We start from the raw sequence: 26,462 nt of genomic DNA on the forward strand, positions 1-26,462 counted from the left end.
TAAGGATGCAATACAAACAGATGGTCTCGCCGGAGTGCTCAGCTTAAGCTGCTGATACCACGTTGGGCAAGCCAGTAGAGTCTTTATTTCTTGGTGGCTTTCATGATCCAGTTCGCTACGGCAGCCACGGTCACGGTACTCGCTGCCGCTACGGCGGCTACTACTTTGTGGCCGTCGGGTGTGGTAGGCGAGTTCACGAGGTCTTGAAACCGCTTGAGCGGATTGTTTTCACCGGATTGCTCGTTTGTGGCTTCCACTGCCTGTTGCGCGTTGGTGGCTTGTGTGTCGTCGCTTTGCTGCGAGTTATCGGGAGTTGAAGAGTCGTTCATAGGAGTAGGAGAGGGTTGGGATTGTAAGGTTAAGCGGCCTGCATCTCTCACTAGGCGTGAGGCCAGTAGCAGCAAACCGCCGCCAAGTATTGCCACTACTACATACTTCACGTCAGTACCAATGGTGATGTAGATAAACAAACGCGGGGCAAGTCGCTAGGGTTGTTGATAATCAAGTCAGTAAAGGAATTTATGTCTCAAGCTGAAGCATGCATTAATCACAACTTCTAGAACTAAAAGCTCCGTTTTTACTTGATAAACAGGGGATTATCGCCAAGGCTTGTAGTCCAGCTTTACGCCTTTAAGTGGACTGTTAAGTAATAAGTGGCCACCGAGCAAGAAAAGTGAAAGGCTCCTGAGAAGACCTTAAGAGGGGTTCTTGCCAAGATTAGTTTGGGTCTTTTTTTAGGGTATGTGGTAAATTTGTAGTGTATGACACTACCTGCTATTTTCCGCCTAACTGTAGGTAAAAGAGTTTTTGGCTTGGATGCGCTGCGCGCCTTCGCCATCCTGATGGTGATGGTTCAGCACAGCTCCATGTGGGTTTCCCCGCGCTTCACGTTCTTTCACGAGTTTGTGCGCCATTACGACGGCGTAGCTATTTTCTTCGTGCTATCGGGCTTTCTAATTGGTGGCATTCTTATCCGGACGCTAGAAACTAACGGCGCTAAACCAAGCAAGCTGTGGGACTTTTGGGTGCGGCGCTGGATTCGGACCATACCGCCCTACTTCTTGGCGCTGCTTGTGGTGATGCCCTTGGAATTGCGCCATAGCGACTTCTCCGCCAGCACGTACGAGCCTTACTTTGTGTTCCTGCAAAATTTCAATTGGACGCATCCGCCGGCATTCTTAGAGGCGTGGTCGTTAGCAGTGGAGGAATGGTTTTACCTGTTGTCGGCTCCCATGTCTTTCCTGCTTACCAGCCTGCTCAAGCCCCGTTTTGGGGTGCTCCTGGCGGCTGGCCTGTTTCTAGTCGGCTCTACGGCCTACCGCTACCATTACTTGCAAGGCTACCAGCCCACCACGTGGCAAGATTGGGATGCCCACTTCCGCAAAATCGTGTTGCTGCGCCTCGATTCACTTATGTATGGCGTACTGGCGGCTTGGGTAGCCTATTACCATCGAGCCGCTTGGTTACGCACAAAGTGGCCGCTTTTCATGGTCGGTTTCATAGGGCTAAGCTTGATTGCCAACCCCGTCAGCCCAACCGATCTGACGCTGTTTACTTGCGTGTTTTCTTTTTCCTGCGCTTCATTAGGCGTTGCCTGTATGCTCCCCGTACTCAGCGAGTGGAAGCAAGCCAATGGGCTAGTAGCCAATACGCTGACGCATATAAGCCTGATTTCTTATAGCCTCTATCTGCTGCACGGCACCGTGGTGAATTTCAATATCGCCTTACCACTCGCTACCACGCTGCCGCTACCTCATGGGCTGAGGCCGCTGTTGGGGCTTGGCATTCTGTGGGTGGTTTCTTTGCCGCTGGCCACCCTGATGTACAAACACTTTGAGGTGCCCGTTATGAACTTGCGCACTCGTCTAAAATAGCCCACACTCGTGCTACGGCTGATAGCCTCTGTTTCTCGAATCCATTGAAGACAGGCTAGGAGCCCGAATACTCAGCAGCTAGTGACTTGCTAGAGGCACGCCTACCCATGTTCACGGACGATATATCGTTTTGTTGAGGCTGTGTGTTCTATCGTTGTTGCTATGTCCCTGATTACAAGCTCTGGCCTCTACTTCCGGTTGTCCTGCGTCTTATTCTGCTTCGCTTACCGCAAACAAAAAACCCCGTCTCTGTGGAGAAACGGGGTCTTAGTGGTAATGGTTGGAATCGAACCAACGACACCAGCATTTTCAGTGCTGTGCTCTACCAACTGAGCTACATTACCAGCTCTTGGTGTCCCCGAGGCCCTTTTCGCCGTTGGGGAGCACAAAAGTAGTAAACCAAAATGAACCTGCAACACTTATCATAAAAAAATCTTTCCGGCGGAAAAGCCGTAAATTGTTATGCATAACGAGTATATTTCCACCTGAATTCCAACCCAATTTCCCCTCCCGTGCATTTCTCCATTCAAAACTTCCTCTTCCTGCTAGTCGCAATAGCGGGCTTCGGCCTGTTTGCGTGGCAGGCCCGGAAAATCCGCGCCAACATCTTGGTAGGGCGCGACCGGGACATGAGCGGCAATGTAAGCGAGCGGCTCAACAAAACGCTGTTGGTTGCTTTCGGTCAGTCTAAAATGTTTAAGCGCCTCACACCAGCCTTCTTACACTTGATTGTGTACGTAGGTTTTCTGGTAATCAACATCGAGGTGCTTGAAATCATGGTGGACGGCATTTTCGGTACCCACCGTTTCCTGCAGTTCCTCGGCCCCGTCTACGATGTGCTCATGGCCACCAACGAGATACTAGGTGCGCTAGTTATTCTTGCTGTGGCAGCCTTTTGGTGGCGCCGCAACCGCAAGCCGCCCGTGCGCCGCTTTCAAGGCCCTGAGCTGCGCGCTTGGCCCAAGCTCGATGCCAATATCATTCTGTACATAGAAGTAATTCTGATGGTGGCCTTGTTCACGATGAACACCGCCGACCTCAAGTTGCACCAACTACGCGGGGCCGAGATGCCCGGCACTTTCCCGATTAGCAGCCTGCTGGTTGGGCTGTTTCCGAGCAACGAGGCAGCGCTACACGTCCTAGAGCGTGTAGGCTGGTGGGCGCACATCGTTGGTATTCTGTGCTTTCTCAACTACCTGCCTAGTTCCAAGCACTTCCACATCATCATGGCCTTCCCGAACGTGTACTACTCACGGCTAGTGCCGCAGGGGCAGTTCTCGAACGTGGAAAGCATCACCCACGAGGTGAAAGCCATGATGGACCCAAGCTACGAAGTGCCGGCTCCTGCCACGGCCCCCGACGGTTCGGCGCTGGCGCCTACGCCGTTTGGTGCCAAGGACGTGAACGACTTGGCTTGGACCAACTTGCTGAACGCCTATTCTTGCACTGAGTGCGGCCGTTGCACCTCGGTATGCCCGGCTAACATCACCGGCAAGCTGCTCTCCCCGCGCAAAATCATCATGGATACGCGCGACCGGATGGAAGAGAAGTACAACTCGCCGCTAATTTTCAGCCCCAACCTCTACGGGCAGGAAGCCAAACACGACTCGCAAGAGGTGCTGGACAAAGACAACCACACGCTGCTGCGCGGCTACGTAACACCCGAAGAACTGTGGGCCTGTACCACCTGCAACGCTTGTGTGGAAGCCTGCCCCGTGAACATCAACCCACTGGAAAGCATCGTGGAAATGCGGCGGTTCCTGGTGCTGGAAGAATCGGCAGCTCCGAACTCGCTGAATGTGATGTTCAGCAACATCGAGAACAACGGTGCCCCGTGGGCCTTCTCGCCTTCCGACCGTTTCAACTGGGCCGATGACCTGTACGTGGCCGAAAAGGAAGCTGTAACGGCTTAAAACCAGTTCGTCATGCTGAGCTTGTCGAAGCATCTCGCTCGTGTAGTAATCTCAACGTCAGCACGCGAGATGCTTCGACAAGCTCAGCATGACGTTCAGAATCATAAGGACACGATATAAACCACTGATTATAATGGCTGAACTAACTGCCAAACGACAAATAAATGTGCCTCTCATGGCCGACCTCGCCGCCCAAGGCGAAACGCCCGAAATTCTGTTTTGGGTGGGCTGTGCCGGTGCTTTCGACGACCGATACAAGCGCGTAACCCGGGCCTTTGTGCGTATTCTGGAACACGTTGGGGTGAAGTACGCTGTGCTAGGCATGGAAGAGTCCTGCACCGGTGACCCCGCCAAACGGGCTGGCAACGAGTTCCTGTTTCAGATGCAGGCCATGCAGAACATCACTACGCTCAATGGCTACGGCATCAAGAAAGTAGTAACGGCTTGCCCGCACTGCTTCAACACCATCAAAAACGAGTACCCGGCGCTCGGCGGCGAGTACGAAGTGATACACCACAGCACCTTCCTGCAGCAACTCATCAACGAGGGCCGCGTGAAAGTGGAGGGGGGCGAGTCGTACAAAGGCCGCCGCATCACGTTCCACGACTCTTGCTACCTAGGCCGCGCCAACAACATCTACGAAGCGCCCCGCGCGGTGCTCGAAGCTCTGGATGCCGACTTGGTGGAAATGAAGCGCAGCAAAGCCAACGGCCTCTGCTGCGGTGCTGGCGGCGCCCAAATGTGGAAAGAGCCAGAGCCCGGCAAAAAAGACGTCAACATCGAGCGCACCGAGGAAGCCTTAGCTACTCTTGATGGCAATGCCGCGGCCCTCGATAACCTCTACGGTGTGGAAAGCGGTAATGCTGGTGCGACGCCCGCGCCCAAGACTAATGGCCAGGGCAGCATCATTGCGGTAGGCTGCCCCTTCTGCATGACCATGATGAGCGACGGTGTGAAAAACAAGGAGCGCGAAAACAACGTCCAGGTATTCGACTTGGCCGAGCTAGTGGCTTCCGCCGAAGGCCTGAACGCATAATTCCGTTGCTAGCTGGAGCTTACCAAATGCCAGATCAACGACTTGATAGTTGGCACTAGCAACTCAAAACAACCCCGCTGGAACTTACCGGCGGGGTTGTTCTTTTATAGAAAATAAATCAGTGAAGTTTGTCGTTTAATAAGAACGTCAGGCCACCTGACATCGACTCTTTCCCATGTACGTTCCTTTCAGCCTTTTACCCGATTCGGCCCGCATTTGGATCTACCAGGCCGACCGGCCTCTGACTGCTGCCGAGGTGGCCGCAGTGCAGCCTGCACTACACCGCTTCGCCGACGAATGGACCAGCCACGGCCGCACCTTGCAGGCTTCGGCTGAAATTTTCCATCAACAGTTTCTTATCATCGGGCTCGATGAAGCCGTGGCCGACGCTAGTGGCTGCTCAATCGACGCTTCCGTGCGGTTTGTGCGTGGGGTGGAAGACGCTCTCGGCGTTTCGTTGCTGGAAAAGTCGCGAATGGCTTTTTTGGTGAATGGGCAAGTGCAATTGCTTGACCGGCGGGAGCTGAAAGCTGCTGTGGCGGATGGCCGCTTAGTGTCGAGTACGCCTTACTTCGATGCTACGGTGGCTCGGAAGGCAGAATTGCAAACGTCTTTCCCGGCAGCGGCCAACCAAACCTGGCTTTCCCGGTACTTTAACTAAGAAGGGGAAAAGTTTTGCTTTACGACTATAATCCTTTTTAAACGTAGTATTATTAGGCTTACGAAGCCTCTGGTTATCATGGCTCGTCTTCACTTCCATCCTTCATCCCCAATGAGGAAATTTCTACTAGTCTGTGCCGCCGCTAGCTCCGCCAGTCTGCTGAGCGGTTGCGCAACCACCGACAGCCTAAGCAAGGCCGACAAGCGCTTTGCCCGTGGCGAGTACGAAACGGCAATACAGCTTTACAAGGCGGATGTTGCGCGCGGTAAAAACGCGCCCCTAAGCAATTATCGTATCGGGGAATCCTACCGCCTTTCCAACCGGGTAGAGCAAGCCGAGAGTTTCTATAAAGCGGCCATCGACGGCAAGGTGAAGGCCCCCGACGTAGTGTTCTATTATGGTCAGGCCCTGAAAGCCAACGGGAAGTTCGACGAAGCAGCGGCGCAGTTCGATGCCTACATGCAGAATAGCGCCGGCCGCAAACTAGCCCCGCTAGCCGAAATAGAATCGAAAAACGCCAAGATGGCCAACACCATCGTGGCCATGCAGACTAACAATGAGGTAATGGCGCTCGACCAGGTGAATACGCCTGCGGCCGAGTTTGGCTCTACGCTCATTCCCGATACCAAGGAGTTGGTTTTTGCTTCCGGCCGCGAAGGCAAGAAGTACCTTGGCAACGGCGAGAACTTCAACGACCTGTACGCCGTCAAGTTCGACGACGCCGATAAAATGACCGGCGGTACGGTTCGCAAGCTAGATCCAATCTTCAACACCGAAAACAAGCACGAAGCCAGCGCCACGTATACCCCCGATGGTAAGGTGATGGTGTTTGCCCGCTCCAACGATGGCTCGAAAAAGGGCCTGCTGAGCGTGGACCTGTGGATTTCGTATTTCAAGAATGGTGCTTGGTCGGAGCCCGTGCTGGCTAACATCAACGACCGTACCACCGACGACTTTGCCCCGGCTTTCGCCCCCGATGGACAAACGCTGTACTTCACGTCTAGCCGCCGCGGTGGCTTGGGCGGTAATGACCTCTACAAAGCAACGCTCGGCCCAAATGGCCGCTTCTCGCCCGCCGAAAACCTTGGCGACCAAATAAACACGCCCGGCAACGACAACTTCCCCGCCGTAGCCCCCGACAACACGCTGTACTTCTCTTCGGATGGGCAGCCGGGCCTTGGCAAGCTCGATATCTTCATGGTGGACAAAGGCAAAGTTGTCAACCTAGGAGCGCCGGTGAATAGCTCCGGCGACGATTTTGCTCCTTATTTCACGGGCAAGGACATTGGCGTGTTCTCGTCGAACCGGGCCGGTGGCAAAGGCTCCGACGACCTGTACATGTTCCGCAAGAAGCCGCTCAAGCTTGTTACCTTCATTGTGGACGGTACGCTGGTAGAGCGCAACGATAAAACCGGCGAGACTCTGCCCGTAAGCAGCGAGGCCGTGACGCTGTTCGGTAAGAATGGACAGAAGCTGCAAGAGGTAACCACCGACCCCAACGGTAAATTCACGATGAAGCTCGATTCGGCAGCGGCTAGTTATTCGCTGATTGCTGATCGGCCAGGCTATTTCGCCGCGCGCAATTCGGTTAGCACCATTGGCCGCAAGCCAGCACAAGACCAGCTACGGGACCCGATAAACGAAATTGCCGTGCCCGTAACGCTGACGCTGACCAAGATTGTGAAGAACAAGGCCATTGTCGTCGACAACATCTTCTACGATTACGACAAAGCGGACATCCGTCCCGATGCCGCCGTTGAACTCGATAAGCTGGTGTCGACCCTGAACGACAACCCCAAAATCACCATCGAGTTAAGCTCCCACACCGACTCGCGCGGTAAGGATGCCTACAACCAAGCCTTGTCGCAGAAGCGGGCACAGTCGGCCGTGGATTACATCATTTCCAAGGGCATCGATAAGAGCCGCATCACGGCCAGAGGGTATGGCGAAACGCAGCCGGTGCTTAAGAATGCCAAAACAGAAGAAGATTACCAGCGCAACCGTCGCACAGAATTTAAAGTCACCAAGATTGCCGAGTAACAACGGCTAGCACATTTTGAAAAGCCTCCGCAGCCAGATGGTGCGGGGGCTTTTTGTTGCAGTTATGCTACGGCAGTTTACAAGGGAAAAGTAGCGCATGGTTCCGCTTTGCTATTCGCTGAAAAGGGTGCCTGTGTGCTGGCAAAGGCTTGGTTCAAGATGTGGCACAATCCTTGAATTTATGGTAAGCGCGAGGGCAAATGGACTGCTCTCGTGCAACGTACTACTGCCATGAAAAAGGCGTTACTTTTTTGCCTCAGCTTAGTTCTGCTAGCTGCGGCGCAACTCCAGGCCGCTCCGGCCAACGTGACTTTTACCTCTGAGCGCGGCGTACCCTTCAACCTACGCTTCGATGGCCGCGCCCTTACCCGGGGTGGCGCCCGCCAAGTGCACATCGACCGGATTGCGCCTGGCGTGCATTGGGCTGAATTCGCTATTCCGGTCGGCTATGGCCGCTCAATCAACTACCGCACCCGCGTCTTCCTTGACCCCGGTTTGGAAACCAGCTACGTCCTGCTGACCCGCCCAGGCTTTGCTCCTGAGCTGCGTAAAGTGGCGGCAGTGCCTATGCGCGGTGGCTATGGCCCCGGCTACGGCGGCTACCCCAACAACAACGGGCCCCGTGGCAACCAAGGCGGCTACCAACACCAAAACGACAGGTACGACCAAGACGACTACGACAACCAGCCACCAGCAAACCCTGGCAACGGCGGGTACAACAACGGGGGATATAATAATGGTGGGTATAGCAATGGCGGCAACGGAGGCTACTCTAATGGCAACAACGGTGGAGGGTATGGCAACGGCCACGGTGGCTACAACCGCACCCTCAGTCCGCAAGACGTGGACGGCTTGGTGAATGCCTTGCACCGGCAGTCGTTCGACAAAGACCGGATGCCCATAGCTCAGCAAGCCCTCAGCGAAAGCTCTATCCGGGCCGAAGACTTGGCTCGGTTGATGAAGGAGCTAAGCTTCGAAGACTCTAAACTAGAGCTAGCCAAATACGGAGCCAGTCGCGTAACGGACCGCCAGAACCTGTACCGCCTCAACGACAGCTTCACGTTCTCGTCGTCGGTTAGCAGACTACAGGAGTTTCTGGCTCAGCAACAACAGCAATACTAAATAGCAAGCAGCTACAATAAAAAAGGCTTCCGTGCGAACGGAAGCCTTTTTTGTGTGTTAAGGGGAAGGTGAAACAGCCGCTTACCGCAAACGGTCCATGCTGCGCACCAGTTGCTCGTCGCGGCGAATGAAGCGGTTGGCCAGCAGGTTGAGCATCAAGGCCAAAGTAGGGAGGTAAAAACCTGCTTGGTAGGTGCCGAGCATCTTAATGTTCAGCATCTGCTCGCCTAAGTTCGAGAAGTAAAAACCCGCCCCAATTGTGCATAAGATGAGCAGCAGGTTCAGCATGCCGAGCTTGAGTTGCAGGAAGCGGTTGCGGAATTGGAAAATTTCAAACAATGCTACTGCGGCGGATACCACGGCAAACACGGCAATAAGCCATACGTTTGCGGGTGCTGCCAAGCCTGCGCCGGGCTTGTTGTAAGCGAAGCTGGTAGCCGTTAATACCAACTCTTGCCCTGTATTAGGGTCGGCTTTATGCCAAAGAGGAAGGAAAAGTACGGCAATCATGCAGAGCGCCAGCAGCAGCAGGAATACGCTTTGGATTCTTTGTATCATCTTTGTGTTTTGACTGTTTAAGCCACCCTATGCGGGTTGGCCGGCAAAAGTAGCCAACAACAATTGGAATAACTGCATTCAAATAGACAATGCCCACTGCTTATATAGTTGACGCCGTCCGCACCCCGATCGGCAAATTTGGGGGTGCGCTGAGCAGCGTCCGCCCCGATGATTTGGCCGCGCACGTCCTGCGCGAGCTGCTGCGCCGCAATCCAAGTGTGGATAAAGCGGCCATTGAAGACGTAATAATGGGCGCCGCCAACCAGGCCGGCGAAGACAACCGCAACGTAGCCCGCATGGCTGCCTTGCTCGCCGGACTGCCTGTCACGGTGCCCGGCGTAACGGTGAACCGCTTGTGCGCCTCCGGCCTACAGAGTATCATGGATGCCTCGCGCGCTATTATGGCCGGCGAAGGCGACGTGTATTTGGCGGGTGGCGCCGAAAGCATGACCCGAGCCCCCTTCGTGATGGCCAAGTCGGAAACGGCTTTCGGGCGGGAGCTAACGGCCCACGACACCACGTTGGGCTGGCGCTTCACCAATCCCAAGTTGAGCAAGATGCACCACCCGTACGCCATGGGCGAAACGGCCGAAAACGTGGCGCGCAAATATGGCATCACTCGCCGCGAGCAAGATGAGTTTGCTTTCGAGTCGCAACGCCGCTACCACCGGGCCGCCGAAAAGGGACGTTTCCGCAAGGAGATAGTGCCGGTATTCGTGGCTATTCCGAAAGGCGATGCCGCTTTGTTCGACACCGATGAGCCCCCGCGCTTGAGTACCCTAGAAAAACTAGGCACGCTGAAGCCAGCCTTCCAGCCCGTTGACGGTACCGTAACGGCTGGCAACTCAGCAGGTATCAACGATGGTGCCGCCGCCGTAATGGTGGTGAGCGAAGAAGCCGTGAAGCGCTACAACCTTAAGCCAATGGCACGGGTAGTTGCCTCGGCCGTAGCAGGCGTCGATCCGGCCTACATGGGCTTGGGGCCAGTACCCGCAACGCGCAAAGTACTGCAGCGGGCTGGCCTGTCGTTGAGCGACATTGGGCTGATTGAGTTGAACGAAGCATTTGCGGCGCAAAGCATTGCTTGTATCCGCGACCTAGAACTGAACCCTGATATCGTGAACGTGAACGGGGGCGCCATTGCCATTGGTCACCCACTCGGAACCAGCGGTTCGCGCCTCACGGCCACCCTGCTACACGAAATGCAGCGCCGCCAAGATGTGCGCTACGGCCTCGTGACGATGTGCGTGGGCGTAGGCCAGGGAGCCGCTGCTATTTACGAGAAGATATAACTTGAAAGCCCTCCGAGGTAGTAGGCAACCTGTTTCCCACGAACAGTGTGCTTGCGGCTTTGGAGGGCTTTCTGGTTATAAGATACGCCCCTACTCATGATCGACCCACTTCTTGCTCCCACTTTAGAACTGCCGCAAGTGCAGGCGCGGCTGCGGCCGTGGTCTTTTGCCGATGCGCCAGCCTTGGTGGAGTATGCCAACGATCAGCGCGTTGCGCAGAATCTGCGCGACACGTTTCCGTACCCGTACACCATGCAGGACGCCGAGTTCTACCTCAGCCTGATGGCCGATCAGCAGCGCGACTTGCACTTGGCGATTGAAGCCGACGGCAAGGCAGTTGGCAGTGTTGGAGTACACTTCAAAACAGACGTACGCCGCCGGTCTGCCGAAGTGGGGTATTGGCTGGGGCAGCCGTATTGGGGCCGCGGAATAATCACAGCCGCATTGCAGTTGGTGTCAGACTATGTATTTGCGCACTTCGACGTATGCCGCCTCTACGCGGTGGTATTCGAAACCAATCCGGCGTCGGCGCGGGTACTGGAAAAAGCAGGGTACGAGTTGGAGGCCGTCATGCGCAAGAGCGTGGTGAAGGACGGACGAACCCTCAATTCTTTGCTGTACGCAAAGATCAAGGAAGAGTGAGGCGTCGGCCGCTGAAGCAGTTTGCATCAGAAGGCTAGCAACCGAATCTGTAGCCCCACCTCTTAATTTTCCATTCCAGCTATGCGCTATTTTCTTCACCTTGCCTACGACGGTACCCGCTACCACGGCTGGCAGGTGCAACCCAACACCCTCACGGTGCAGCAGGAACTGGACCGCTGCTTGTCGCAGGTGTTGCGGCAGCCAGTGTACTCGCTCGGTAGTGGCCGCACCGATACAGGTGTACACGCCAGCCACCAAGTAGCGCACTTCGAGGCCGACTTGCCGGAAACGCTGGACCTGGACACCGCTTTGTACCGCCTCAATCGGGCGTTGCCGCCGGATATTGCAGCCTATGCCGTGCACCCCGTGCCCGACCAGGCGCATGCTCGTTTTTCGGCTGATGCCCGCACCTACGAGTATTACGTGCGCCTCGTGCCCGACCCGTTCAGCGTGGGGCGGGCGCTCTACCTCGACCGGGCGCCGGATGTGGCAGCCATGAACGAAGCCGCCGCTTTTCTACTCGGCTCGCGCGACTTCACGGCTTTCTCGAAAGTGAAAGGCGGCGAAAACCATTACGTCTGTGTGGTGTACGAGGCCGGCTGGCACGCTATGCCTGGCGGCTTGGTGTTTCGGATTCGGGCTAACCGGTTTGTGCGGGGCATGGTCCGGCTGGTAGTGGGTACGCTCCTGACCGTGGGCCGCGGCAAAAGCTCGCCCGCGCAATTCAAGCAAATCCTTTATGCTCAAAATCGGGTAGATGCCAGCGGCGCCGCGCCCGCGCAAGGACTCTACCTAAGTCGCGTGGAATACATGCCCGACGTAGTACCGGTAGAACTTGTGCCACCCGGTTTGCCGTACTTTGTGGGGCGATAAGAGCATCCTTCGTTGCGCTACCTGTGTACATGAGCGAAGTTGCCAACCTAACGGCCATGCTTCAGTAAGTGTAGTATGACGGTTTAATACATAAGGGCTGCAACTTCGTGCCTTCGCTGCTGGTTACAGCTTCTCAAACCCATCTACTTTGGACCCGACTACTCCCGCAACCAAATCCGGCAACATCTTCGACTGGCAGGTGCTGCGCCGGCTCATGGTGTATGTGCGGCCTTATCAGCGCATCTTCTACTTACTGGTATTCCTGACGCTGGCCTCGGCCGTGCTCGGCACCTTGCGCCCCTTCCTGATTCAGCGCATGGTCGATGTAACCATCGAAAGCAACGACTGGCTCGGCCTGAACAAGATGTTTGCGTTGCTGCTTGTGCTGCTCGTGGCGCATGCTCTGGTGAGCTATTTGCAAACCTATTTCGGCGGCTGGCTCGGGCAGTACATTGTGCGCGACATTCGGGTGGACTTATACAAGCACATTCTGAATCTGCGGCTTAAGTTCTTCGACCGGACGCCTATCGGGGTGCTGACCACCCGCAACATCTCCGACGTGGAAACCTTGTCGGATGTGTTCAGCGAAGGACTAGCGGCCATGCTCGGCGACATCCTGCAGCTGGTCTTCATCATGGCCTTCATGTTCTACATCGACTGGCGCCTAACTTTGGTGAGCTTGTCGGTGATTCCGCCGCTGCTCTTTAGCACCTACGTGTTCAAGGAGAAGGTGAAAAAGTCGTTTCAGGAAGTGCGCACGGCTGTGGCCAACCTGAACGCCTTTGTGCAAGAGCACCTGACGGGCATGAACGTGGTGCAGATTTTCAACAACGAGCAGCGCGAATACCGCAAGTTCGAGGCGCTGAACCAGGAGCACACCCGCGCCAACATTCGGTCGGTGCTTTACTATTCCATCTACTTCCCAGTAGCCGAGGTGCTAGGTGCCGTCGGGGTGGGGTTGCTGGTGTGGTACGCGGCACAAGGCCAGATTGAAGGCACAATTTCCAAGGGAGCCCTCATTGCCTTCATCATGTACAACGCTCTGTTCTTCCGCCCGATACGCCAGATTGCCGACCGATTCAACACCCTGCAGCTAGGTCTCGTGAGCACCGAGCGGTTGTTGAAGCTGCTCGACAGCCAAGAGTATATTCCCAACAACGGCACGCTGGCTCCAGCCACGCTGCGCGGCGAAGTGGAGTTCGATAAGGTTTGGTTTGCCTACAACGACGAGGAGTGGGTGCTACGCGACATCAGCTTCAAGGTGGAACCCGGCCAAACCGTAGCCTTTGTGGGAGCCACTGGCGCCGGCAAAACCAGTATCATCAACCTGCTCAGCCGTTTCTACGACATCAACCGCGGCCACATCCGCGTCGATGGCCACGACTTACAGGAGTACGACCTTAGCGCCTTACGTCGCCGGATTGGGGTAGTACTGCAAGACGTATTCTTGTTTGCGGGCACCATCCGCGACAACATCACGCTAGGCAGCAAAGACATCACCGACGAGCAAATATGGGAAGCCGCCGACCTGGTAGGTGCCCGCCGTTTTATCGAGCGCCTGCCCGGCTCTCTCGACTACCCCGTAATGGAACGAGGTGCCACGCTGTCGGTGGGTCAGCGCCAGCTCATCAGCTTCGTGCGGGCTATGGTGTATCAACCAGCCGTTATCGTACTCGACGAAGCCACTTCGTCGGTTGACTCCGAGACCGAAGAACTGATTCAATCCGCCATCGAGAAGCTGATGCAGGGCCGGACCTCGTTGGTTATTGCCCACCGCCTGAGCACCATCCAAAAGGCCGACCGCATCATCGTCATGGACCGCGGCGAAATCAAGGAGTCGGGCCGCCACGAGGAGTTGTTACGCCAAAGCGGCTACTATGCCCAGCTCTACCAGATGCAGTACCGCGACGTGCTTGGGGTGGTAAAAGACGAAAGCTAAACCGACTCTTTGCTGACGGAAGAGGCCAATGATTGGTCCGTCAGCCAACCTTCGTTTCAAATTTAACTCGACTAGATGAACCGCGTTTTCCTGATTCTCTCCTTACTTCTTATTGTCGCGGTTGGAGTGGGGTATTATGTGCTTGGTGGGTTCAAGCAGGCGGAAGTAAAGCTGGAAACCACAGCCCAACCTATTTTCTTGGCCGGCAGCTATTATGAAGGACCGGGCAACAGTGAAGCCTTCGGCGACCTGACGCGCAAGGCATATGAAATTCGTAGTTCCGGCAAGTTGCGTGGCACTTTCGGCAACATCTTCTACAATGACCCAGCTTCGTCTAGCGAAGCAGCCAAAGTGTTTGTCGGTCTTGTGGTTGATGATACCCTGTCGCAACAACTACCAGCCGGCTACCGGTACCGGGCGTTCCCGGCCGGGCAGCGGGTCTTGCACGCTACTATTGAAGCTAGCTACCTCGTAGCCCCCGACAAGCTTTATTCAGGTGTGAAAAGCCAGGCCAAGCAAAATAATCTGACGTTGCAGAATGTGTACTTAGAGCGATTCCCGAATACTGGTCCGGTAGAGGTTTGGGCGGTAGTGAAGTAGGTATAAAGCAAACGAGCCACTTCGCGCATGCGTGAAGTGGCTCGTTTAGCAAACACTTGTTGCTTCCTTGTTAGTTGCCTAAATAAAGAGAGGCACCTACGCTTAAATATTGAATGCCAAAGCTCGCACCAAGGCTGCTGATAGTGCTTCTAGAGCTTCCTTGTCCAGCAGAATCACTATAGGATTTGCTTTTACTGTTATTGTAAGACAAGCCACCCATGGCGAGGTCTATCCCAAACTTTTTGACTTGGGAAGTAAACAAAGCCCGGCATAAGCATGGCGTAACCGCCTCTTGTTTTTGTATTATAGCTGTCATTACGATTAGTATTGCCAGTGTATTCGAAGTTTTGCTTTCCTGTTTGTCGCTGATAGCCTCCAGACAACTGGCCATAAAACCCCGCTTTCTCGCCTAACATTTTATAATAGCGCACAAAAGTTCCAACATTTATTCTTTTGTTAGTCGCCTCAGAGTTGTAGTATAAGAAAGTATCACTACTACTATTATATTCAGTCCTTTTGTCTTTCTGGTTGCCCGTGCCAACCCCAAAATCAAAGCCAAGAGCTAGATTGTCAGCCACAAAAAGGCCAGCTTGAGGACTGAAGTTGAAGCTATATCCTCTATATGTAGCATTTATATAGCCTGGATAATCAATAGAGCCAGTTGAGTTAGATTCATTGTTAGAACGAGAGTAGTTCACAGTAGCGCTGATTAACATCTTGCCGGCTTCTGTCTGTGCTTGCGCCACACCTATAGTCGTTCCTATCAGCAAAGCACTCATTGCTAATTTTTGAATTTTCATTGAGGAGAGAATTGAATAAATTGTTGAAGACATGCCCTCAACGGTATATAGTATGGTATTATTAGTAGCTATTAGATAATAATATTTTTATAACTAAGTATAATAATATAAGGGCTTAGGAGTTGCGTCGATTCAATCCCAATCCTACATCTGGCTTAAGGGCTTGAGCTTATTCTACCCTTGCTGAATGCACCCATTAGTAGAGAAGCGCAGCTTGCTTAGAAGCATCAAGCTGTGCACCTCCATAGCCAAGCTGTAGTCATTACCTAAAGCTGATTTTGGTTGGGACTACTTAGAATAACGGCTTGGTTCGAGCAATTCCTTCATCAGTATTAATACAAGTGGGGTTGAGAAACCTATCCGTATTAACGCGTATTTCTAGCTGATTGGGCTCGTTATAAGAACCTTAAGCACAGAGGTAAGTACAGCTTATCAGCTTCTAAAAAGCGCTTTTCATGGCAGTAAGGTTTGCCACCATTCTCAAAAAGCGCTGAGCTGCCGCCGCCTCACTTCCACCTCCAAAACCTCATTCCTATGCTAGCAATGGATTATCGGGGCCCGAAAAGGGTCCGTGCCACGCAAAAACCAATGCCGGAGATTAAGCACCCGCAGGATGCTATTGTCCGGGTAACGCGCTCCTGTATTTGTGGTTCCGACCTGCACCTATACAACGGCAACGTGCCCGATACCCGCGTAGGCATGACCTTCGGACACGAGTTTACGGGCATAGTAGAGGAAGTGGGGCCGGAAGTAACCAAAATCAAAGTTGGTGATCATGTGTTGGTGCCGTTCAACGTTGCCTGCGGCGAATGCCACTTCTGTAAGCAAGGTATGTTCGGCAACTGCCACGAGTCGAACACGCAGGCAAGTGCCGTAGGTGGCATTTTTGGCTACTCTCACACGGCAGGTGGCTACAACGGTGGCCAAGCCGAGTACGCGCGTGTGCCTTATGCTAACGTAGGTCCTACGGTAATTCCCGAAGGCATGGACCCCGACGACGCCGTGCTACTGACCGACGTTGTTCCCACTGGTTATCAAGCAGCCGAAATGGCTGGCATCCAGACCGGCGATACGGTAGTAGTATTCGGTGCTGGCCCAGTAGGCATTATGGCGGCGCGCTGCAGCTGGCTGTTTGGAGCAGGTCGTGTGATCATCATTGATAAGGAAGACTACCGCCTGGAATTTGCCCGCAACTACGCCAATTGCGAAGCTTATAACTTCGAGAAAGACATGGATGACCCGGTGGTGTTTATCAAGAAAACCACCGATTTCATGGGGGCCGATTGTGTAATTGACGCCGTAGGCGCCGAGGCTGCTGGCAATGCTATGCAGACCATCACGGGTCGTAAGCTGCTGTTGCAGGCTGGCTCGGCTACGGCGCTGCACTGGGCCGTCAACTCCGTAAAAAAAGGAGGGGTAGTATCTATAGTGGGCGTATATGGCCCAACCGACAACCTTGTGCCAATGGGCAATGTATTGAACAAGGGCCTGACAATCAGAGGTAATCAAGCTTCCGTAAAGCGCTTGCTGCCGCGCCTGATAGAACACGTACAGAATGGGGTCATCAATCCGAAAGCATTGATTACGCACCGGATTCCGCTGGAAGAAGTTGCTGAAGGCTACCGCATGTTCTCCGCTAAGCTCGACAACTGCATCAAGCCTTTGATCGTTTTCCCCTCCGACAACATCTAACGCCAACTACCTACCGATGGAAAATACTCTGAAAGATCCACAGAAGCTACCAGGTTGGGGCATTGATGCAAACCCCGAAAACGACCCAACGTACCCCATGCGGGACCCTCGCCTGAACGTGTCGCAGGACTCCGATAGCAAGCACCGTCCGGCCTCCCTACAGCCAGTAGATATTGAGGTGCTACAGTCCATTGAGCGCCCGAATGTATCAGCTGTTTTCGGTGAGTCGTCACCCCCAGTGGGGTTGAGTGGCATGATCCGGCGTTTTGCCTTTAAGTACAGCGAATCACACTACGGCCACTGGCTACCCCTATTGCTAGCCGACCGGGTGAATGTAGTTGAAGGCATTGTTGAAGATCTTGCTCACGGCAAAGTGCCCAACATTTTCGCCGAGAAAGGCTACGCCGCGGAATGGAAGCACAACCGCTCCGCCTTCGTTACCAAAATGGCGACTATTGCCGCCGTGACGATTGGTACTGTGTTTCTACTCTCTTCTGGCAACAAAAAATCGTACAAACCAAAGCGCCGCGGTTATTACAGATAAGTTAAGAGCAGTTTTAGGTTCCTAAAAGAAAAGCCCGCTGAACAGTAGCTCAGCGGGCTTTTTGTGTGACATACTAGAGTCGGGGTGGCAGGATTCGAACCTACGGCCTCGTCGTCCCGAACGACGCGCGCTACCGGGCTGCGCTACACCCCGAGAGTACTCTTGCGCACCGAGCGCACCAGGAACAATCGAACGGAAATGGCCGAAAAAAGCCTCCGGGTGGGGTTCCCAGAGGCTTTTCGAGCAAAATAATCTTCAGTCGGAGTGGCAGGATTCGAACCTACGACCTCCAGCACCCCATGCTGGCGCGATACCAGGCTACGCTACACCCCGAAGGAATTATGATGCAAAGGTAAGCTAGAATCCGGAAGCTGCGCAACTTCTGCTCAATAAAATTCTATAAACAGTACCTCCCTGAGGCTTATTGTTCTTAGTATCAGTGTCCTTTTACTGTTGCTAACTGACTGTGCGCCGTCTTCCATTATGCTCTAGAAATCCATTTGGGCTATAGCCGCAAGCCGCTTTGTTGGGTTTAGTCCTGCTGGCAGCGGAAATAAAGACCATCACGCACTACATACACTGGCGCTTTTCTCAGAACCGGTTGGTAAGAGCAGCGCTACTTGAAAGGCAGATCGTTTTCAACTCGTATTACTACCGCATGCTGCTATGCAGGTAGCGTGCCTAGTTAGGCAGAAGATTCCTACGGCTTGAACCCATTTATAATAGAGATTAGGAAAATCTTCATTATTATAATATTCTGAGGAAATAGGCTGATAACACCTTGTATTTAGTTAATTTTACAAGAAATCAGTTAAGCTCATTTCACCCTTAGTGCGCATATGAGACTTCCTTCTACTCTTGTTTGCTTGATAGCAGCCTTGCTATCCTTCACATCGGCTGAGGCGCAAACAAAGGTTCCGCCAAAGCCAGTTGCCAAGCCGCCGGTGAAAGCCGCCGTTACGGCCGCTAAAACCCCCGTGCCCGTAGCAGCAAAGAAACCTGCTGCCCCTGCGCCAGCCACTAAGCCTGTGGCTGCTGCAACACCCAAGCCAGCTGCCGCTCCTGCCAAGCCCGCAGTTGCCGAGGTAGAGCCGCCAGCCTTAGTCACCGATAAGATGGCGGAGCCGGTTGCCAATACCACGATGCTGAAGGTGCTGGCCAATGCGAATCCCGTAACGCGGCGCCTCACGGTACGCACCAATTCGCCTAATCCCACGCGCGTCGAGATAAATGGCCCTGATGGTCGGCCACTTATCACCCGCGACTTGATCAGCAGCAATGATGTAGCCGTTCTGGACGTAAGCAACCTGCCTCCCGGAGCCTACATTGTACAATGCACCTCGGGTGAGCGTCGTGGCATGAAGCGCATCGTGGTCGGCCAATAGTTCGCCTTTACAAATTGCAAACGCCCATCTGGCACGCGCCGGGTGGGCGTTTTTGCGTCCTGCCCACGTTGTCGGTTTCTGGCGCTTATCTTACGAGCAGTAGCAAGCAGGTTCAAGCGATGCTACCATTCCAATCACCTAAGTACATGGCAGCACTACTTTCTTATTGGGAGCACCAGACCTTCCTACGGGACTATGACGTCGTGATTGTTAGGGCTGGCCTAGTGGGACTAACCGCCGCACTGCATACTCGGCGGCTGCGGCCTACAGCGCGGGTGCTGGTGCTGGAGCGCGACGTGCTGCCCAACGGCGCTAGTACCAAGAATGCGGGCTTTGCCTGCTTTGGCAGTATCTCGGAGTTGCTGGAGCAGGAGGCGCGTGGAGGTACCGCCAGGTTACTTCGGGTGGTGCAAGCCCGGTGGGAGGGGCTGGCAGAACTCCGCTGCTTGGTGCCGGACGAGGTATTGCAGTATCAGCCCGTAGGATGGTATGAACTGTTTCGGCCTGGTGAGGCTGCACTGGCCGCACGTTGTCGCGCTGCTGTTCCTTACTACAACAAGTTGTTGGGCCCTATCATCGGCAGGGATGAGGTATTCCGAGATGCTACTAGCCTACTGCCAAAATTAGGTTTCCAGGGCGTTGATGCGATGTTGGAAAACGTGGCGGAAGGTGCCCTGAATACCGGACAGATGATGGATGCTTTGTTGCGGCAGGCGTGGAAAGAGGGCGTAACTGTATTGCACGGCTGCCCCGCGCTAGCACTAGAGTCCGGCCCTGCTACAGTTTGTGTGCAAACCCCATTAGGGCCGCTGGAAGCAGCTCAGGTACTGCTGGCTACCAATGCTTTCAGCCAACAGTTCTTCCCTGAATTAGACCTACAGCCCGGCCGCGGCCAAGTGCTCGTCACCAAGCCGATAGCAGGCCTGAACTTGCCCGGTACTTTTCACTACGACAAGGGATACTATTATTTCCGCCAAGTAGACAACCGTATCCTGCTAGGCGGCGGGCGGAATCTTGATTTTGCTGCCGAAGCTACCACTGAACCTGGACTGACTCCACTGGTGCAACAGCACTTAGAGCAGCTTCTACGAGAAGTGATTTTGCCCGGGCGTTCTGTACGCATCGACTATCGGTGGAGCGGCGTCATGGCTTTTGGCGCAGAGCTAGAACCACTAGTAGAGGCGCTTGCCCCTGGCGTGTTTGGTGCGTTGCGCTGCAATGGCATGGGAGTAGCCCTCGGCGCAGGCGTCGGAAAACGGGTAGCAGAGCTGATGGCTGGATAGGTGAAAAGTGACATAGGGCAGCTTAGTGGTACTTAGTATTCTTGCTTATCACTTTTCACTGGCTTCCTACGCGGCATCCTCGCTTTGCAACTGCCGCTCGTACAGCGCCCGATACAACCCATCTGCGTCTTGCATTAGCGCCTCGTGGGTGCCGTGCTGCACAATAACGCCGTCATCGAGGACTAGAATCTCATCGGCTAGCTTCACCGAGCTTACGCGGTGCGAAATGATAAGGCTGGTGCGATTATGCATGATGCGCTGGAGGGCATCGAGGATGGCGTTTTCAGTGTTGGTATCGACGGCGGATAGAGAGTCGTCGAGGATCAAAATCTTAGGTTCTTTTACCAGGGCGCGGGCAATGCTGACGCGCTGCTTCTGGCCACCGGAAAGGGTAATGCCCCGCTCGCCAAGCTTGGTTTCGAAACCCTCGGGGAAGTTGATGATGTTGTCGTACACGTTGGCGTCTTTGGCGGCTTGCTGCATCCGTTCTTCGGTGGGGTTGCTGAGGCCGAAGTTGATGTTGTTGCGGATGGAATCCGAAAACAGAAACACATCCTGCGGTACGTAGCCGATTTGCTCGCGCAACGAGTTCAATGAAAAGTCACGCACATCAATACCATCGACCCGGATGGTGCCCGATGTGACGTCGAAGAGGCGGCAGAGCAGCACAGCTACCGTGCTTTTACCGGAGCCCGTGTTACCAATAATAGCCAAGGTCTGGCCCGGTCGAATGCGGAACGATACGTCGTGTAGGGCTTGAATGCCAGTATCGGGATAGGTGAACGAGACGTGGTCGAAAACAATGTCGCCGACGATTTCCTGCTCGATATTCTTCTGCGAGATAATGTCGGTTTTCTGGTCCATGAATTCGTTGATGCGGGCTTGGGAAGCTTCGGCGCGCTGCACAAGGCTACTAGTCCAGCCGAGCGCTGTTACGGGCCAGGTAAGCAGGTTCACATAAATCAAGAACTCTGCGATGCTACCTGTGGTGATAGTGCCCCGAATAACCTCTTGACCACCAACGTACACCGTGACGATGGTGCTCAAGCCCACCAGAAACAAGATTAGGGGGAAGAACAGCGAGTTCACGAAGTTTAAGCTCAGCGACTTCTCCTTATATTCATTGGAGGCTACCTTAAATTGCTGGTGCGAATCTTCTTCCCGCACAAACGACTTCAGCACCCGAATGCCCGAAAAGGCCTCCTGCACAAACGTCGTCATGCCCGACAAGCTGCGCTGGATTTCGTCGCTCTTCTTTTCAATCAGGTTGTTGACGTAGAAGATGCTGACACTCAGTACGGGTAGCGGCAACAGCGTGTAGATGGTTAGCTTCACGTTCACCATAAACATGAGCGGCACGATGAGCACAAACAGAATAACGAGCTGCATGAAGTACATCAGCGCCGGCCCGATGTACATGCGCACCCGCCCTACGTCCTCCGAGATGCGCGACATCAAGTCGCCGGTACTGTGGCGCCGGTAGAAGGCCAGCGGCAGCGACTGGTAGTGCTGGTAGATTTCGTTTTTCTGGTCGTTTTCCACGTGCCGGCTCATCACAATGAGGGTTTGGCGCATGAAGAACAGGAACACCCCGCGCAGCAAAGCCAGCACGATAATCAGAATGCCGTAGAGCAGCACGTTGCGGCCGAACAGCGTGTACACTTCGCCCTGCGAAGAAGTGCCCGCAAAGAGGTGGTACAAGTCGATGCCTTCGCCTACCAAGTCGAAAGCGTAGCGAACAATCTGGGCCGGAAAAATAGCCAGCAGAGTGCTCAGTGCCACAAATAAGACCCCACCAAGGAAGTGCCATTTGTAGCGAAACAGGTATTTGTTGGTAGCGGAAAGTGCGCGCACGAGTGTAGTAAGTAGAGGCAGGAAAACAGCGACCCGGCCGGCCGCGTAGATAGCATAACCAATGGCCGGAACCGGAAATTGAGTTACTTTTGCACCCGAATTGAGGGAGGCACCACGAAGTGCTGCGCCTATTAAACGTCAATCAGTCGAAAGACGCCAACTAATAAGCAACATAGCTTCGCGTTACCGCCCTCAAAGATACAACAACCAAGTTCCGCTCTTTCCTTCCCAAACTCCCACCCAATCTATCCCCATCCCAATGGTTGAATTTCACGAAACGACCGATACGTCGGTCTTCGGTCAGATTGCCGAACATCAGCACGAGCAAGTGGTATTTTGCCACGACCACGAAACGGGTCTGCGTGCTATTATCGGCATTCACAACACGGTGCTCGGGCCGGCACTCGGCGGCACGCGTATGTGGCATTATGCCTCCGATGCCGAAGCACTGCACGACGTGCTGCGCCTCTCTCGCGGCATGAGCTACAAAGCCGCTATTTCGGGCTTGAACTTAGGCGGTGGCAAAGCCGTGATTATCGGCGATGCCCGCACCATGAAGACCGAAGGCTTGCTGCGCAAGTTTGGCCGCTTCGTACAGAACCTCAACGGCAAGTACATCACGGCTGAAGATGTGAACATGACCACCAAGGACATGGAATACATCCGGATGGAAACCAAGCACGTGGCGGGTCTGCCCGAAAGCATGGGGGGCTCCGGCGACCCGTCGCCGGTGACGGCTTACGGAACTTATATGGGCATGAAAGCTGCTGCTAAGAAGGCTTATGGCTCCGACAGCCTGACCGGCAAACGCATTGCCGTACAAGGCGTGGGCCACGTAGGCACTTACCTGCTTGAATACCTACAGAAGGAAGGCGCCAAACTCGTGCTGACCGACTACTACGAAGACCGCGCGTTGGAGGCTGCCGCTCGTTTTGGCGCGCTGGCCGTGAGCCTCGACGAAATCTACGACCAAGAGGTGGACATTTATTCGCCTTGCGCACTAGGTGCCACCATCAACGACGATACCATTGACCGGCTGAAGTGCCGCGTCATAGCTGGCTGCGCCAACAACCAGTTGGAAGATGAGAATGTACACGGCCCGGCCCTTGTGGAACGTGGCATTGTGTACGCACCCGATTTCCTTATCAATGCCGGTGGCCTGATCAACGTCTACTCCGAGGTAATTGGAGGTAGCCGCCAATCGGCGCTCGTGCAAACCGAGAAGATCTACGACTACACCACCCAAGTGCTCACCAAAGCCGAGCAAGAACACACCCACCCCCAAGCTGCCGCCATTCGGCAGGCCGAAGAGCGAATTGCCGCTATCGGCAAAGTCAAGTCAACTTATTAATAGCTGGTTGTTGATTGCTGATTGTTAGTTGTTGCTTGTTAGCGTATCCGGCGCTCAAGTCAAATGCCTACTAATCATCAACTAACAATTGGCAATCAACAATCGATAACCAACTCATGCTCAATCGTCGCACGCTTCGCATCAAGGTCATGCAGGCCCTGTACGCCTACCATCAGGCCATAGGGTCTGATTTTTTACTGGCTAATGACCGGATTGCGGATGCCTTCGCGCCCGACCTTACCTCGCCCGAACCGCAGGACCGCCGGTTGCTGAAAGGGCAGCAGAAAATGGCCGAACTCACGTTCAAGGAGTGGCACAAATCTGGCCAAGAGCCAGAGAAAAGCGACGACGCTGACGTGCAGGACGCCGTGGAGGATGCCATCAAGTACTACCAAAAGGCCGTCGCCAAGGACGCTTCGTTCTACGCGGGTCAGATGGTACACGCCGCCGAAAGCATCCACGACCAGTACTTGCACCTGCTCAACATCCCGGAATCCCTTCTTCAAATTATTGAGGAGGAAAAAGGCCGGGAAGCCCGTAAGCACTTGGCGTCTAAGGAGCCGCTGCTTGATACCACCCGGCTAGAGCAAAACCAAGCTATTGCGAAGCTAATAAGCAACCAGCAACTCATCGACCTTACTATCCGCCGCTCGCAGCGGTGGCAGGGGGAGGACGAGCGGGAAGCGCTGCGCCTAGCGTGGCGCAACGAAATGCGGCAAGACCCGGAGCTACTGAGCTATCTGGCGGCGCCAGTTGGCAATTACACTGAGGACCAGGAGATGCTGAAGCATCTTTATAAAACCTACGTCTTCAAGGGCGAAAGTCTGCCCCGCTACCTCGAGCAAGACGACTTGAACTGGGAAGAAAACCGGCCCATCGTCAAGAACCTCGTACTCAAAACGGTGAAGATGCTCGATGAAGCCGCCAACGAAACGCTGGAGCTCATGTCGTTGTCAGCGAACTGGCAGGAAGACAAGGAATTTGCTGAGAGCCTCTATAAGCAGACCTTGGCCGAAGACGAAAAGTACGAGAAGCTGATTGCCGAATCAACTCAGAACTGGGATGTGGAGCGCGTCGCGCTAACCGACAAAATTCTGCTGAAGATGGCGCTTTGCGAGATGCACCTCTTCCGTGGTATTCCGGTGAAAGTGACCATCAACGAGTACATTGAAATCAGTAAGATCTACAGCACACCCAAGAGCAAGCAGTTTGTGAACGGGATTCTAGATAAATTGGCGCAGGATCTGACGGCTAGCGGTGCTATTCGCAAGTCGGGCCGCGGGTTGCTCGATAACCAGTAGCCGGCGCTGAGTAGCAAGCAACCAGTTGTGAGTGGCAAGGCATAAGTGTTCTTTTCCACTACTGATTACCAACTGTTTATACTCAACCGTCACTTCTGCGTACTAAGGTTCACTTTCCCTGTCTCACCCTCCATCCCTTATACTCACTCCTAATCCCATGGGTAGCAAAACCATAACTGGTCTTATCTGCTTCACGGGCGGCGCCCTTACCGGTGCCCTCGTCGGACTATTGTACGCCCCCGAAAAGGGCCGCGAAACCCGTAGCTGGCTGAGTTACAAGCTGGAAAAGTACCGCGAAAACCTCGCCGACCTCACCGAAAACCTCGTGACGAGCCGTTCGGACATAGGTCCGTCTTCGGCTAAAAGTGAAGGCCAACGCGTCATTCAGGATGCCAAGAGCAAAGCCGAGCAACTCTTAGGCGACGTGGATCAGCTTATCAATCAAATCAACTCGCGCAAGACCATCTAGGTATCCGCGCGGTAGCCGAGAAGTGCTGATGAACTGATTTGCAGAGGTGTTGCTTCACCGTCGCAAATCAGTTCATCAGCACTTTTTTCATTATTAGCACATCCTGGTGTGGTACCTTTGCGAGCGAGTTGCTTGGCAAGCAGGCTCGCTTCCCCATCCCCTCACTTCACTCACTACTTGATGCACCTTATCACCCTCATACCCGGCGACGGCATTGGCCCCGAAATCACGAAAGCGGTAACTGATATTTTCACGGCGGCGCAGGTGCCCGTGCAGTGGGAAGAGCAGAACGCCGGCCAGACCACCTTCGACCAGTCGGGGGAACTGATTCCGCAGGCCTTGCTCACGTCGCTGGAGAAAAACCGGGTGGCCCTGAAAGGCCCGATTACCACGCCCGTGGGCAAAGGCTTCCGCAGCATCAACGTAACGCTGCGCCAGAAGTACGACCTGTACCAGAATGTGCGGCCTTCTAAAACCACCGAAGGCATTGAAACCCGCTACGATGGCATTGATTTGGTGCTGTTCCGTGAAAACACCGAGGGGCTATACTCAGGGTTGGAAGTGTGGGACGAACGCCTAGGCATTGCTGATTCCATTGCCCGCATCACGGTGGCGGGCTCCCGCAAAATATGCCGCGCCGCCTTTGCTTACGCCGCCAAGCATGGCCGCAAAAAAGTAACCCTGGCCCATAAGGCCAATATCATTAAGATGGCCGGCACCATCATGCTGAACGCCTGCAAGGAAGCCGCTACCGAGTTTCCACAAATTGTGTTCGAGGATAAAATCATCGACAACATGTGCATGCAGCTCGTGAACAAGCCCGAACAGTTTGATGTGATTGTGACCACCAATCTGTTTGGCGACCTTCTCTCCGACCTGTGCGCGGGCTTGGTGGGCGGCTTGGGCGTCGTAGCCGGCGCCAACATCGGCGACAACATGGCCATTTTTGAGGCCGTCCACGGCTCGGCTCCGGATATTGCCGGCCAAGGCAAAGCCAACCCAACGGCACTGCTCCGTTCGGCCCTGATGATGCTGCACCACCTCGGTGAGCACCAGTATGCCGATACTATAGAGAAGGCACTGGAAACCACTCTAAAAGACAAAGAAAAATGCACTGGTGACCTGGGCGGCAAGGCCTCGACCAGCGAGTTTGCGCAGGCCATTATCAGCAACCTGGGCAAGTAGGCTAACCAGCAGCAGTAAGCTCTAGCGTAAAGGATTCTTCTACCGTGG

General features: G+C 54.3%; 23 protein-coding genes and 3 tRNA genes. 19 read left to right on the forward strand and 7 right to left on the reverse strand.

The genetic code is table 11. The features are described 5' to 3' along the window. Nucleotides 1–83 precede the first annotated feature (83 nt). Nucleotides 84–329 (reverse strand): hypothetical protein, encoded by a 246-nt coding sequence (locus P1X16_RS14685; protein WP_277230384.1) that lies wholly within the window; start codon nucleotides 327–329, stop codon nucleotides 84–86. 432 nt (nucleotides 330–761) lie between these two features. Between P1X16_RS14685 and P1X16_RS14690 the strand changes: the two genes are divergently transcribed. After that, nucleotides 762–1,874 carry an acyltransferase gene (locus tag P1X16_RS14690; protein WP_277230386.1) on the forward strand — a complete coding sequence of 371 codons (1,113 nt, stop codon included), beginning with the start codon at nucleotides 762–764 and terminating at the stop codon, nucleotides 1,872–1,874. Nucleotides 1,875–2,145: 271 nt separating this feature from the next. On the opposite strand, the gene P1X16_RS14695 is transcribed toward P1X16_RS14690, so the two are convergent. After that, nucleotides 2,146–2,218: transfer RNA gene (locus tag P1X16_RS14695), tRNA-Phe, on the reverse strand. A 168-nt stretch (nucleotides 2,219–2,386) separates the two neighbouring features. On the opposite strand from P1X16_RS14695, the gene P1X16_RS14700 reads away from it, so the two are divergent. The 5 genes from P1X16_RS14700 to P1X16_RS14720 all read left to right on the forward strand — a co-directional run bounded on the left by P1X16_RS14700 (nucleotide 2,387) and on the right by P1X16_RS14720 (nucleotide 8,646). Continuing rightward, nucleotides 2,387–3,787 carry a (Fe-S)-binding protein gene (locus tag P1X16_RS14700; protein WP_277230389.1) on the forward strand — a complete coding sequence of 467 codons (1,401 nt, stop codon included), beginning with the start codon at nucleotides 2,387–2,389 and terminating at the stop codon, nucleotides 3,785–3,787. A 175-nt stretch (nucleotides 3,788–3,962) separates the two neighbouring features. Beyond that, the gene (locus tag P1X16_RS14705; protein ID WP_277232947.1) at nucleotides 3,963–4,823 is read left to right on the forward strand and encodes a (Fe-S)-binding protein; all 861 of its coding nucleotides are present in this window, start codon (nucleotides 3,963–3,965) and stop codon (nucleotides 4,821–4,823) included. A gap of 175 nt (nucleotides 4,824–4,998) precedes the next feature. Beyond that, a complete protein-coding gene (locus P1X16_RS14710; RefSeq protein WP_277230391.1) occupies nucleotides 4,999–5,484 on the forward strand; it encodes a hypothetical protein in 486 nt (161 codons plus the stop codon). A gap of 111 nt (nucleotides 5,485–5,595) precedes the next feature. Beyond that, on the forward strand, nucleotides 5,596–7,524 hold the full coding sequence (locus P1X16_RS14715; RefSeq protein WP_277230393.1) for an OmpA family protein: 1,929 nt from the start codon (nucleotides 5,596–5,598) through the stop codon (nucleotides 7,522–7,524). A 231-nt stretch (nucleotides 7,525–7,755) separates the two neighbouring features. Beyond that, nucleotides 7,756–8,646 carry a DUF4476 domain-containing protein gene (locus P1X16_RS14720; protein WP_277230396.1) on the forward strand — a complete coding sequence of 297 codons (891 nt, stop codon included), beginning with the start codon at nucleotides 7,756–7,758 and terminating at the stop codon, nucleotides 8,644–8,646. Between the two features lie 81 nt (nucleotides 8,647–8,727). Here P1X16_RS14720 and P1X16_RS14725 read toward each other — a convergent pair whose 3' ends face one another. Then, a complete protein-coding gene (locus tag P1X16_RS14725) occupies nucleotides 8,728–9,204 on the reverse strand; it encodes a DUF4293 domain-containing protein (RefSeq protein ID WP_277230400.1) in 477 nt (158 codons plus the stop codon). Nucleotides 9,205–9,293: 89 nt separating this feature from the next. Between P1X16_RS14725 and P1X16_RS14730 the strand changes: the two genes are divergently transcribed. The 5 genes from P1X16_RS14730 to P1X16_RS14750 all read left to right on the forward strand — a co-directional run bounded on the left by P1X16_RS14730 (nucleotide 9,294) and on the right by P1X16_RS14750 (nucleotide 14,550). Next, entirely contained in the window at nucleotides 9,294–10,496 is a 1,203-nt protein-coding gene (locus tag P1X16_RS14730) for a thiolase family protein (protein WP_277230403.1), read from the forward strand. 96 nt (nucleotides 10,497–10,592) lie between these two features. Then, nucleotides 10,593–11,138, forward strand: a complete 546-nt coding sequence (locus tag P1X16_RS14735; protein ID WP_277230406.1) for a GNAT family N-acetyltransferase — start codon at nucleotides 10,593–10,595, stop codon at nucleotides 11,136–11,138. A gap of 81 nt (nucleotides 11,139–11,219) precedes the next feature. Beyond that, the gene (gene truA, locus P1X16_RS14740; RefSeq protein ID WP_277230409.1) at nucleotides 11,220–12,011 is read left to right on the forward strand and encodes a tRNA pseudouridine(38-40) synthase TruA; all 792 of its coding nucleotides are present in this window, start codon (nucleotides 11,220–11,222) and stop codon (nucleotides 12,009–12,011) included. Between the two features lie 214 nt (nucleotides 12,012–12,225). Continuing rightward, nucleotides 12,226–13,950 (forward strand): ABC transporter ATP-binding protein, encoded by a 1,725-nt coding sequence (locus P1X16_RS14745; RefSeq protein ID WP_277232950.1) that lies wholly within the window; start codon nucleotides 12,226–12,228, stop codon nucleotides 13,948–13,950. A gap of 75 nt (nucleotides 13,951–14,025) precedes the next feature. Further along, on the forward strand, nucleotides 14,026–14,550 hold the full coding sequence (locus P1X16_RS14750) for a hypothetical protein (protein ID WP_277230411.1): 525 nt from the start codon (nucleotides 14,026–14,028) through the stop codon (nucleotides 14,548–14,550). A 197-nt stretch (nucleotides 14,551–14,747) separates the two neighbouring features. Here P1X16_RS14750 and P1X16_RS14755 read toward each other — a convergent pair whose 3' ends face one another. Continuing rightward, complete coding sequence (locus tag P1X16_RS14755; RefSeq protein WP_277230414.1) at nucleotides 14,748–15,383, reverse strand: hypothetical protein; 636 nt, start codon at nucleotides 15,381–15,383, stop codon at nucleotides 14,748–14,750. Nucleotides 15,384–15,884: 501 nt separating this feature from the next. On the opposite strand from P1X16_RS14755, the gene P1X16_RS14760 reads away from it, so the two are divergent. Next, nucleotides 15,885–17,042, forward strand: coding sequence for a zinc-dependent alcohol dehydrogenase (locus P1X16_RS14760; RefSeq protein WP_277230417.1), 1,158 nt, complete (start codon nucleotides 15,885–15,887; stop codon nucleotides 17,040–17,042). Between the two features lie 16 nt (nucleotides 17,043–17,058). Then, nucleotides 17,059–17,586, forward strand: a complete 528-nt coding sequence (locus P1X16_RS14765; RefSeq protein ID WP_277230420.1) for a hypothetical protein — start codon at nucleotides 17,059–17,061, stop codon at nucleotides 17,584–17,586. Between the two features lie 79 nt (nucleotides 17,587–17,665). Here P1X16_RS14765 and P1X16_RS14770 read toward each other — a convergent pair. Together P1X16_RS14770 and P1X16_RS14775 are read right to left on the reverse strand one after the other, a co-directional pair. Continuing rightward, nucleotides 17,666–17,739: transfer RNA gene (locus P1X16_RS14770), tRNA-Pro, on the reverse strand. A gap of 106 nt (nucleotides 17,740–17,845) precedes the next feature. Further along, nucleotides 17,846–17,919 (reverse strand) — tRNA-Pro (locus P1X16_RS14775). Nucleotides 17,920–18,425: 506 nt separating this feature from the next. On the opposite strand from P1X16_RS14775, the gene P1X16_RS14780 reads away from it, so the two are divergent. Together P1X16_RS14780 and P1X16_RS14785 are read left to right on the forward strand one after the other, a co-directional pair. Continuing rightward, complete coding sequence (locus P1X16_RS14780) at nucleotides 18,426–18,971, forward strand: T9SS type A sorting domain-containing protein (RefSeq protein ID WP_277230423.1); 546 nt, start codon at nucleotides 18,426–18,428, stop codon at nucleotides 18,969–18,971. A gap of 146 nt (nucleotides 18,972–19,117) precedes the next feature. Then, nucleotides 19,118–20,254, forward strand: a complete 1,137-nt coding sequence (locus P1X16_RS14785) for an FAD-binding oxidoreductase (protein ID WP_277230426.1) — start codon at nucleotides 19,118–19,120, stop codon at nucleotides 20,252–20,254. A 66-nt stretch (nucleotides 20,255–20,320) separates the two neighbouring features. Here P1X16_RS14785 and P1X16_RS14790 read toward each other — a convergent pair whose 3' ends face one another. Then, entirely contained in the window at nucleotides 20,321–22,108 is a 1,788-nt protein-coding gene (locus P1X16_RS14790; protein WP_277230429.1) for an ABC transporter ATP-binding protein, read from the reverse strand. Between the two features lie 259 nt (nucleotides 22,109–22,367). Between P1X16_RS14790 and P1X16_RS14795 the strand changes: the two genes are divergently transcribed. The 4 genes from P1X16_RS14795 to P1X16_RS14810 all read left to right on the forward strand — a co-directional run bounded on the left by P1X16_RS14795 (nucleotide 22,368) and on the right by P1X16_RS14810 (nucleotide 26,414). After that, nucleotides 22,368–23,459: a Glu/Leu/Phe/Val dehydrogenase dimerization domain-containing protein gene (locus tag P1X16_RS14795; protein ID WP_277230431.1), complete on the forward strand. Its 1,092-nt coding sequence runs from the start codon at nucleotides 22,368–22,370 to the stop codon at nucleotides 23,457–23,459. A gap of 116 nt (nucleotides 23,460–23,575) precedes the next feature. After that, complete coding sequence (gene nusB / locus P1X16_RS14800) at nucleotides 23,576–24,760, forward strand: transcription antitermination factor NusB (protein ID WP_277230435.1); 1,185 nt, start codon at nucleotides 23,576–23,578, stop codon at nucleotides 24,758–24,760. A 157-nt stretch (nucleotides 24,761–24,917) separates the two neighbouring features. Further along, the gene (locus tag P1X16_RS14805) at nucleotides 24,918–25,229 is read left to right on the forward strand and encodes a YtxH domain-containing protein (protein ID WP_277230438.1); all 312 of its coding nucleotides are present in this window, start codon (nucleotides 24,918–24,920) and stop codon (nucleotides 25,227–25,229) included. A 180-nt stretch (nucleotides 25,230–25,409) separates the two neighbouring features. After that, nucleotides 25,410–26,414 carry an isocitrate/isopropylmalate family dehydrogenase gene (locus tag P1X16_RS14810; RefSeq protein ID WP_277230441.1) on the forward strand — a complete coding sequence of 335 codons (1,005 nt, stop codon included), beginning with the start codon at nucleotides 25,410–25,412 and terminating at the stop codon, nucleotides 26,412–26,414. The last annotated feature ends 48 nt before the right edge of the window (nucleotides 26,415–26,462 follow it).

It is taken from the genome of Hymenobacter sp. YC55 (genome assembly GCF_029433095.1).
Lineage (GTDB): Bacteria > Bacteroidota > Bacteroidia > Cytophagales > Hymenobacteraceae > Hymenobacter.

Excerpts from the sequence above, each read along its gene's own strand:
- P1X16_RS14685 (WP_277230384.1), bottom strand. The coding sequence starts at position 329 with ATGAACGACTCTTCAACTCCCGATAACTCGCAGCAAAGCGACGACACA.
- P1X16_RS14690 (WP_277230386.1), top strand. The coding sequence starts at position 762 with ATGACACTACCTGCTATTTTCCGCCTAACTGTAGGTAAAAGAGTTTTT.
- P1X16_RS14705 (WP_277232947.1), top strand. The coding sequence starts at position 3,963 with ATGGCCGACCTCGCCGCCCAAGGCGAAACGCCCGAAATTCTGTTTTGG.
- P1X16_RS14710 (WP_277230391.1), top strand. The coding sequence starts at position 4,999 with ATGTACGTTCCTTTCAGCCTTTTACCCGATTCGGCCCGCATTTGGATC.
- P1X16_RS14715 (WP_277230393.1), top strand. The coding sequence starts at position 5,596 with ATGAGGAAATTTCTACTAGTCTGTGCCGCCGCTAGCTCCGCCAGTCTG.
- P1X16_RS14720 (WP_277230396.1), top strand. The coding sequence starts at position 7,756 with ATGAAAAAGGCGTTACTTTTTTGCCTCAGCTTAGTTCTGCTAGCTGCG.
- P1X16_RS14725 (WP_277230400.1), bottom strand. The coding sequence starts at position 9,204 with ATGATACAAAGAATCCAAAGCGTATTCCTGCTGCTGCTGGCGCTCTGC.
- P1X16_RS14730 (WP_277230403.1), top strand. The coding sequence starts at position 9,294 with ATGCCCACTGCTTATATAGTTGACGCCGTCCGCACCCCGATCGGCAAA.
- P1X16_RS14735 (WP_277230406.1), top strand. The coding sequence starts at position 10,593 with ATGATCGACCCACTTCTTGCTCCCACTTTAGAACTGCCGCAAGTGCAG.
- truA (WP_277230409.1), top strand. The coding sequence starts at position 11,220 with ATGCGCTATTTTCTTCACCTTGCCTACGACGGTACCCGCTACCACGGC.
- P1X16_RS14745 (WP_277232950.1), top strand. The coding sequence starts at position 12,226 with ATGGTGTATGTGCGGCCTTATCAGCGCATCTTCTACTTACTGGTATTC.
- P1X16_RS14750 (WP_277230411.1), top strand. The coding sequence starts at position 14,026 with ATGAACCGCGTTTTCCTGATTCTCTCCTTACTTCTTATTGTCGCGGTT.
- P1X16_RS14755 (WP_277230414.1), bottom strand. The coding sequence starts at position 15,383 with ATGTCTTCAACAATTTATTCAATTCTCTCCTCAATGAAAATTCAAAAA.
- P1X16_RS14760 (WP_277230417.1), top strand. The coding sequence starts at position 15,885 with ATGCTAGCAATGGATTATCGGGGCCCGAAAAGGGTCCGTGCCACGCAA.
- P1X16_RS14765 (WP_277230420.1), top strand. The coding sequence starts at position 17,059 with ATGGAAAATACTCTGAAAGATCCACAGAAGCTACCAGGTTGGGGCATT.
- P1X16_RS14780 (WP_277230423.1), top strand. The coding sequence starts at position 18,426 with ATGAGACTTCCTTCTACTCTTGTTTGCTTGATAGCAGCCTTGCTATCC.
- P1X16_RS14785 (WP_277230426.1), top strand. The coding sequence starts at position 19,118 with ATGGCAGCACTACTTTCTTATTGGGAGCACCAGACCTTCCTACGGGAC.
- P1X16_RS14795 (WP_277230431.1), top strand. The coding sequence starts at position 22,368 with ATGGTTGAATTTCACGAAACGACCGATACGTCGGTCTTCGGTCAGATT.
- nusB (WP_277230435.1), top strand. The coding sequence starts at position 23,576 with ATGCTCAATCGTCGCACGCTTCGCATCAAGGTCATGCAGGCCCTGTAC.
- P1X16_RS14805 (WP_277230438.1), top strand. The coding sequence starts at position 24,918 with ATGGGTAGCAAAACCATAACTGGTCTTATCTGCTTCACGGGCGGCGCC.
- P1X16_RS14810 (WP_277230441.1), top strand. The coding sequence starts at position 25,410 with ATGCACCTTATCACCCTCATACCCGGCGACGGCATTGGCCCCGAAATC.